At 71.3% G+C, this 6,209-nt stretch carries 6 protein-coding genes; 4 read left to right on the forward strand and 2 right to left on the reverse strand.

The window, feature by feature from the left end; all coding sequences use genetic code 11:
* The 4 genes from G9H71_RS20500 to G9H71_RS20515 all read left to right on the forward strand — a co-directional run.
* The coding region (locus tag G9H71_RS20500; protein ID WP_166284640.1) for a DUF993 family protein at positions 1-630 on the forward strand (630 nt) is incomplete at its 5' end.
* 5 nt (positions 631-635) lie between these two features.
* Complete coding sequence (locus tag G9H71_RS20505; RefSeq protein ID WP_231135185.1) at positions 636-1,538, forward strand: sugar phosphate isomerase/epimerase family protein; 903 nt, start codon at positions 636-638, stop codon at positions 1,536-1,538.
* 96 nt (positions 1,539-1,634) lie between these two features.
* Positions 1,635-3,989, forward strand: coding sequence for a PQQ-dependent sugar dehydrogenase (locus G9H71_RS20510; RefSeq protein ID WP_166284642.1), 2,355 nt, complete (start codon positions 1,635-1,637; stop codon positions 3,987-3,989).
* A 4-nt stretch (positions 3,990-3,993) separates the two neighbouring features.
* Complete coding sequence (locus tag G9H71_RS20515) at positions 3,994-4,956, forward strand: ThuA domain-containing protein (RefSeq protein WP_166284643.1); 963 nt, start codon at positions 3,994-3,996, stop codon at positions 4,954-4,956.
* 159 nt (positions 4,957-5,115) lie between these two features.
* On the opposite strand, the gene G9H71_RS20520 is transcribed toward G9H71_RS20515, so the two are convergent.
* Together G9H71_RS20520 and G9H71_RS20525 are read right to left on the reverse strand one after the other, a co-directional pair.
* Positions 5,116-5,811 carry an HAD family hydrolase gene (locus tag G9H71_RS20520; RefSeq protein ID WP_196792326.1) on the reverse strand — a complete coding sequence of 232 codons (696 nt, stop codon included), beginning with the start codon at positions 5,809-5,811 and terminating at the stop codon, positions 5,116-5,118.
* 70 nt (positions 5,812-5,881) lie between these two features.
* A complete protein-coding gene (locus G9H71_RS20525; RefSeq protein WP_166284645.1) occupies positions 5,882-6,100 on the reverse strand; it encodes a hypothetical protein in 219 nt (72 codons plus the stop codon).
* Positions 6,101-6,209: the final 109 nt, after the last annotated feature.

Below are 6,209 nucleotides of genomic sequence, written 5' to 3' on the forward strand. Positions count from 1 at the left end.
CACGCCGGTGCACCGGTCATCCTGCACTGGCTGGGCGAGATGTTCGACCCTGCGCTGCGGGGCTACTGGTCCGGGTCGGACGTCGCGGCCGCGACCACGGCCTTCCTGGGCCTAGTGCACGACCACGCCGAGCACGTCGACGGGGTGAAGGTCTCCCTGCTCGACGCCGACCACGAGCGGCGGCTGCGGGCCGCCCTCCCTGCCGGCGTGCGGCTCTACACCGGCGACGACTTCAACTATCCCGAGCTCATCCGCGGGGACGGCAGCCATCACTCCGACGCCCTGCTCGGGGCGTTCGCCGCCGTGGCGCCGGCCGCGGGCGCCGCGCTCGCCGCGCTCGACGCGGGGGACGCGGGGGCGTACGACGCGGAGATGGGTGCGACGCTGGAGCTCTCCCGGCACCTGTTCCAGGCCCCGACCTACTACTACAAGACAGGAATCGCCTTTCTGTCGTGGATTTCAGGCCACCAGCCGGGGTTCACCATGGTCGGCGGCCTTCAGTCGGCCCGGTCGGTGGTCCACCTGGCGCGGGCCTTCGAGCTGGCGAACGAGGCCCGGCTGCTGCCGGACCCCGGGCTCGCGGCCGAGCGGCTCGGCCTCCTGCTGCGTACGGCGGGGGCGTCGCCGTGAGCGGTCTGCTCGAGTCGCTCGAGGTCGACGTCCCGGGCGGCGCCCCGGCCCGGGTGCCGACACCTCTGCCCGGCGACCTCCGGCTGGCCCGCCTCTCGCTCAACCAGCGCACGGCGGCCCGGTGGACGCTGCACGAGGCGCTGGAGGGCGCCCGCGCGGCCGGGCTGCCGGCGGTGGGGCTGTGGCGCGAGCCGGTGGCGGACGTCGGGCTCGACGTGGCCGTCCGGGAGGTGCGTGCCTCCGGGCTGCGGGTCTCCTCGCTGTGCCGCGGTGGCTTCTTCACCACCGCCGACCGCGCCGAGCGGGTCCGGGCGATCAGCGACAACAGGGCAGCCATCGACGAGGCGGCCGCGCTCGGCGCGCGGACGCTCGTCCTCGTGCCCGGCGGGCTGCCGCCGGGGGACCGCGACCTGCCGGCCGCCCGGGCGCGGGTGGCCGAAGCGGTCGCCGACCTCGTGCCCTATGCGCGCGAGCGCGGCGTCGTGCTCGGCATCGAGCCGATGAACCCCGTCTACGCCGCGGACCGCGGCGTCGTCTCGACCCTCGCCCAGGCGCTCGAGCTCGCGTCCACGCACGGAGCGGACGAGGTCGGGGTGGTCGTCGACACGTTCCATCTGTGGTGGGAGCCGGGCGTGCTGGCTCTCCTGGAGTCGTGCGGCGACCGGATCGTGAGCTACCAGGTGTGCGACTGGGTCACTCCGCTGCCGGCGGACACGCTGCTGGCGCGGGGGATGATGGGCGACGGCCACGTCGACTTCGCCGCGTTCACCGCGGCGGTCGCGCGCTCGGGCTACTCCGGCGACGTCGAGGTGGAGATCTTCAACGCCGACGTCTGGGCCGCGCCCGGGGAGCAGGTCGTCGCGACGATGGCCCGCCGCTACGTCGAGCTGGTCCAGCCGTACCTCTGAATCCGCGACCGGCCATTGACTTCCGGTGAAACGCGCTTGTAACTTCCGCGTAAGCGCTTACGCACACCACATCTCTCCGACGGAACGGTGGGTGCAATGAGGAAGCCCAGATACCTGATCCCAGTTGCGGCACTCGCTGCTGCGACCCTTCTCGTCCCGGTGACAGCCGCTTCGGGTGTCGCGGCAACCGACGTCTCCGCCGCAGCGAGCGTCGTGCTGACCGATCCGATCCCCGAAGAGGCGGCTGCGGCCCGGCTCGGACTCGTGGTCGAGGAGTTCGCGCAGTTCCCGAAGTCCGAGCCGTTCCCGGCACCGACCGACGCCCGGCTGATGCGGCACGCGCGCATCAACAACCTCGCCGAGATCCGCGACGGCTCGGGGCGGATGTACGTCCCCGACCTCAACGGCTCGCTCTACCTCCTCGACGACGACGGGGAGCCGTGGGAGTACCTCGACGTCCGTGAGACGGTCGGTGCCGACTTCTTCTCCGGCCGCGGCCTCGGCCAGGGCTTCGGCTTCGCCGCGTTCCACCCCGCCTTCGCGAGCAACGGGCTGTTCTACACCGTTCACACCGAGGCGTTCGGCGCGCTCACCAGCAAGACGCCGGACCTGACGCCGCAGCGCGGCACGATCTTCCACGGCGTCATCACCGAATGGAAGGCGACGGACCCGGCCGCGGACGTCTTCAGCGGCACACGACGCGAGGTGCTGCGGCTCGGCTTCGGCGGCCAGATCCACGGCATCCAGCAGATCGACTTCAACCCGAACGCGACCCCGCGCGACGCCGACTACGGCCTGCTCTACATCGCGGCGGGCGACGGCGGGCTCGGCGCGAGCGTGGGCAACAACGACCCGCAGAACCTCGCCGTCCCGCACGGCAAGATCCTGCGCATCGACCCGACGGGGCGCGACAGCGCCAACGGGAAGTACGGCATCCCCGCCGTCAACCCGTTCGTCGGGCAGGCCGGCGCCCTCGGCGAGATCTTCGCCATCGGCATGCGCGACCCGCACCGCTTCAGCTGGGACCCGGGCGGCAAGCAGCGCATGTTCATGGGGCACATCGGCGAGAAGGACCTCGAGGCGGTCTACGACGTACGCGCCGGTGACGACCTCGGATGGCCGCAGCGCGAGGGACCGTTCCTCTACAACAAGTCCGACCGTTGCAACCTCTACTCGCTGCCCGATGACGACGAGTCCTACGGATTCACCTACCCGGTCGCGGCGTACGACCACGACCCGCCGCCCGGCTACTCGTGCACGGCGGACGTGGGCCACGCGGTGAGCGGCGGCTACGTCTACCGCGGGAAGAAACTCGGCAAGCTCGGCGGGACGTACATCTTCGGTGACCTCGTCGACGGCCGGATCTTCTACACCGAGGAAGCGAAGATGGTGCGCGGCAGCGGGGAGCTGGCGCCGATGCACGAGCTCGCGGTCTTCACCCCCGACGGCCGTGAGGTGTCGATGCCGATCCTCGCCGGCGACAACCGCGTCGACCTTCGGTTCGGGCGTGACGCGGAGGGCGAGCTCTACCTGATCGCCAAGGCGAACGGCAAGGTCTGGAAGGTCGTCGGCGTGCAGCGGGTCGAGCGCGACGAGGTCGTTCACCCCAACGTGGCCCGTGACCTGCAGGCCTACTACGACTTCGAGCACCCGGTGCCGGGGAACCCCGCGAAGGAGGACGACCAGGGGCTGTCCGGCACGGACATCACGCTCGTCAACGGCGGCGACGACATGCGGATGCGGGACGGGGCCTTCCGCGCCAGCCGCAACTCGATGCAGGTGCAGCAGGCCGACGTCGCCGCCGGGCGCGGGGCGTGGAAGGCCGGCGTCTACTCACCGACCGGCGTGCCGACGCTCCGCGCGTTCAACGCCGTGCAGAGCACCACCGTCATGGGCTGGTTCAAGATGACCGGGGACGGGCCGAGCCCCAACACGAACACGGCCAACCCGAACGACTACTACAACGCCATCGGGCTCGCCGGCGTCCTGACCGGCAACTCCGACGGCCACGCCGTACGCGCCCTGCTCGAGCTCATCGACGTCAACGGCACGCTGCGGCTGGTGGCCCTTGGGCGCCGGATCGACACCGGTGCGTCCCAGACCTTCGCGGCGAACGCGGATTGGCGAACTCTGCTTCCGCAGGGCGAGTGGGTGCACCTCGCGGCGACGTTCGACTTCGACGCGGGCACGATGGCGCTCTATCGCAACGGCAAGCCGATCCCGGGGTTCTACACCGCGTCGGGCGACCCGTGGCAGCGGACGGGGCCCCGGCCGTACCTCTCCTCCCCGACCGACCCACGCGGCATCAAGATCGGCGGGAGCTTCCCGCAGGACCTGTCGGAGCGGAACCCGTGCAACTGCCGCATGGACAGCCTGATGTTCCTCGACCGCGCGCTGACCAAGGTCGAGGTGGGGCAGCAGTACCGCCGCATGACCGAGCACGGGCGCTGACGCCATGCGGACCAGAGCGAAGGCGGGGCTGCTCGCGGCCGCGGGCGCGCTGCTCGGCACGCTTCTCGTCGGGCTGCCCGGCTCGACGTCGGCGGACGGCGGCCACGAGCGGTGGGGACGCGACGACGACGAGGTCGCAGACTACGGCGTCTGCCGGGGGACGGACCCGCGGTGCTACCACGAGTGGCCGACGCCGTTCCGCAACGACGGGGTGTGGAAGGTGCTCGTCTACAGCCGGACCGGCGTCTCGCGGCACGCCCACCTGGGGCCGCTGCTGGGGCCGGGCAAGAACCCGCCGCTGGCGGCCGGCAACATCGCGCAGCGCCGGGTCGTCGAGTGGGGCCAGAAGCACGGGTTCGCCGTCGACTGGACCGAGGACGTCGCCCAGCTCGACTCGCCGGGCCGGCTGCTGCCGTACGACGCGGTCGTGTTCCTCAGCAACTCGCGCGACATCCTCGACGACGCCGCGCAGACCGGGTTGATGCAGTACGTCCGGGCCGGGGGCGGCTTCGTCGCCATCCACAACACCCTCGGCGCGGAGTACCACTGGCCGTGGTTCCAGGGGCTGCTCGGCGGGGCCAACTTCTACGACCACGGGCCGAACCGGGCCGGGCTGGTGCGTACGGTCAACCGGCGGGACGTCTCGACGGCCGCGTTGCCGCGCGAGTGGCGGTTCACCGACGAGTGGTACAACCTCATCCCCGAGCCGTCCGACGTGCGCGTCCTGCTCGAGATGGACGAAGCGTCGGCGGGCAACGCGGTCGGCTTCAACGGCCACCCGGGCATGGGACGCGACCACCCCGTCTCCTGGTGCCAGTACTACGACGGCGGCCGGTCCTGGGTCACGTCGCTCGGGCACGACGTCGCGGCCTGGACGGACGCGCCGCTCGAGGGTGACGCGTACTTCGAGGACCACGTCGTCAACGGGATCCTGAGCGCCATGGGGGCGAAGCCCTTCTGCCGCTGACCCTCTGCCGCTGACCCCTTTCCTCCACCCACCCCTCCGGCTGATCAAGCAGAGTTGGCGAGTTGTCCACAGATTGCGGCCTGTGGACAACTCGCCAACTTCGCTTGATCAGCGGGGGAAGAGAGGCGCCCGGGATGCGGGGTGGGGTTGGGGCGTGGGTCAGAAATGCAGGAGCAGCTCGGGGAACCGCTGCAGCTGCAGGAACCGGCCCTCGGTGGGGGCATCGAGCTCGGCGTGCTCGAGGGCCCAGGTGTTGTCGTTCGGCAGGAAGACCGCGCCCAGGCCCGCGGCGAGCGCCGGGTTGATGTCGGACTTGATCGAGTTGCCGATCATCCAGGTCTGCGCCGGGTCCAGCCCCTCGTCGGCGACGAGCTTGCGGTAGGCCTCGACGTCCTTCTCGGGAACGATGACCGTCCGGCGGAAATAGCCGGCCAGCCCCGAGACGTCGATCTTGCGCTGCTGCTCCTCGGGTGCGCCCTTCGTCAGCAGCAGCAGGTCGTGCCGGTCGCCCAGCGCCGCGAGCGTGTGCTCGACCTCTGGGATCAGCTCGACGTCCCCGGACCGCAGGCGCGCGGCGAAGGCCTCGATCGAGGCGCGGTCGGTGTCGTCGGCCCCGCGCTCGGCCAGCCGCTCGAAGCACTCGTGCAGGCTGCGCAGGAAGACCAGCGTGCCGTAGCCGTGCGCGACCGAGTTGGCCCGCTCGATGTCGTGCAGCGTCTGCCGGATGGCCGCGGGCTCGAGCGTCGGGTGGTTCATCCATGCGACGAAGTCGTCGATCGCACGCTCGAAGAAGACGTTGTTCTCCCACAGCGTGTCGTCGGCGTCGAACACGAGGTGCCGGCGGGCTGCGCTCAGCATGGGCCGGCCTTGGCCGCGGTCGTCATGGACGCAGACCGTAGCCAGCGGCCGCGCGGACGTCAGCGGGTTATGCGCGCTCTCCCGTCGGCTGCGGCACGTAGCGGAACACGCGGCACCGCCCGTGCAGCGTCGAGTCGTGGAAGTCCGCGGTCTCGACGTACTCGGCGAAGGGCTTGCCCGGGGCCGCGTCGAAGACCACGCGGCCGTCCTGGGGCGGCGGGTAGAGCACGAGGTCGCGGTCCTTGTTGTCGTACGGACCGCCGCCCGAGAGCCAGATGCACGACATGCTCGGCAGGCTAGCTGCGGGATGCCGACCAGGACAGTCCTTGACATCACCGGCGAAGTGCGGGACAAGCCGCGGCCCCCGCACCCTGGCTGGGTGCGGGGGCCGCGGC

Origin of the sequence: Motilibacter deserti (assembly GCF_011250635.1) — a bacterium.
GTDB classification, from domain to species: domain Bacteria; phylum Actinomycetota; class Actinomycetes; order Motilibacterales; family Motilibacteraceae; genus Motilibacter_A; species Motilibacter_A deserti.